Annotated in this window: 1 protein-coding gene; it reads right to left on the bottom strand. The window is 64.2% G+C overall.

Features of this window, described 5'->3' with window-relative positions:
* The coding region (locus tag EN914_RS34375) for a Pls/PosA family non-ribosomal peptide synthetase (protein WP_245497917.1) at positions 1-1,729 on the bottom strand (1,729 nt) is incomplete at both ends.

Raw genomic sequence — 1,729 nt, 5'->3', positions numbered from 1 at the left:
TCGATGGGGACCATCACCTTGGTGCCGAGCAGGACGTTGTCGCCGGTGCGGCCGTCCGGCGGATAGTAGATGTTGTTGCCGAGATAGTTGCGCTCGCCGATTCTCGTCGGCTCGAGCCTGAAGGCGGCGGCGGATTTGTGCATGTTGATCATGAACAGCCCGTCCGACACCATGGTCTCGGTGCCGATCTCGCACAGAAGCGGGTTTTCGTGCTGCTGGTTGGAGCCGAAATTGGAGCCGGTCTGCACCACCTTGTTGAGGTTCCAGCCGATCGCTCGCATGTAGTGCACGATGGCCGAGCTGTCGCCGGCCAGCAGCCCGAGCACGCGGGAATTGCTGGAGAATTCAGCGACGGTCTGCAGCCAGTAGCGGAAGCCGTACAGCGTGTAGGTGCGGCCGGGCTTCAACAGCAGGCTGACCAGGCGCGGCACCAGCGTCGCCGCCAGGAAGGATGCGGCCATGTAGCCGAACAGCGTGACCGTGGTGCCGATCGCGACGACGCCGATGGTTTCCTGGTAGTCGTCGCCGACATTTTCCCAATAGCTGTGGAATAGCAGCGGCAAGGGGGTGACGATGGCAAACAGGCCGATCAGTTGAACCGCTTCGAACAGGAAGCGCCGGATGTTGGACGGATCGACATTGCGCACCTTGCAATAGTCGGCCGTGGTCGGCACGGCCGGCGAGCCATGCCAGCGTTCGCCGTCGGGGATGCTTTGGCCGCGGTGCAGCGAGGACGAATGGCCGAGCTGGGCGCCGTCGCCGATCCTGGTGTCGATGTCGAGCGTCGAGCCGACGCCGACAAAGGCGTCGCGGCCAATGGTCAGCGGCCCGGTGTGGATGTAGCCGGACTGCGCCCGGAAGCCGAGGATCATCGATTCCTTGCGCAGGATGGTGTTGGCGCCGATCGAGATGAGATCCGTGCAGACGGGCACGGATTTCGATTCGATGACGGCGTTCTTGCCGAGCCTGGTGCCGAGAAGCTGCAGGTAGATGCTGTAGAGCGGGCTGCCGCGGAACAGCACGACGGGCGCGGTGCGGATCAACGTCTTGACCACCCAGAAGCGGAAGTAACGCACGCCCCAGATGGGAAACGCCTCCGCCTTCCAGCGGCCGACCAGCACCCATTTGGCGAGGACGGCAAAGCCCGACATGCCGAAGAACACGGCGGCCGAAAGCGCCACGCACCTGATGTAGAGCTGCAGCGGATCGTCGAGCGCGTCGTACATCCAGTTGAGGCCGCCATTGATCGCCCACAGGGCGCCATAGCTGTAGAGCCCGTAGAACATCAGCTGTGCGGCGCCGCAGGTCCAATAGGCAAGATTGGAGGCCCGCCGCGTGAGGACGGGCTCGTTGGTGGCCGTCGTCATCTCGTCCGCTACGCCCAGATGCAGCGCCAGCCGCGCCACGGTCGGGTGGAGGTAGATGTCGCGCATGGACGCCGTCGCCCATTCCTTCCTGGTGCGCACACGGGCGCAGAAATGCGCCATCAGCAGCGAGTTGGCGCCGAGATCGTCGAAGAAATTGTCCTCGACGGACACGTCGTCGAATTTCAGCACTGCGGCCAGCGCGTCGGCCAGGAAACGCTCGTCGTCATGGGCGGGCGCGCCCATGGCGCGATCGCCCGAAAGCCGCACGCTTGTCGGCTTCGGCAGCTGGCGCAAATCCACCTTGTTGGAAACCGTCATCGGGATCGCCGGCAGCTCGTCGGGATAGGAGGGCACCATGTAGT

Source organism: Mesorhizobium sp. M7A.F.Ca.CA.001.08.2.1 (genome assembly GCF_003998455.1).
Classification (GTDB): domain Bacteria; phylum Pseudomonadota; class Alphaproteobacteria; order Rhizobiales; family Rhizobiaceae; genus Mesorhizobium; species Mesorhizobium ciceri.
This window is presented reverse-complemented; position numbering and strand designations above follow the sequence as displayed.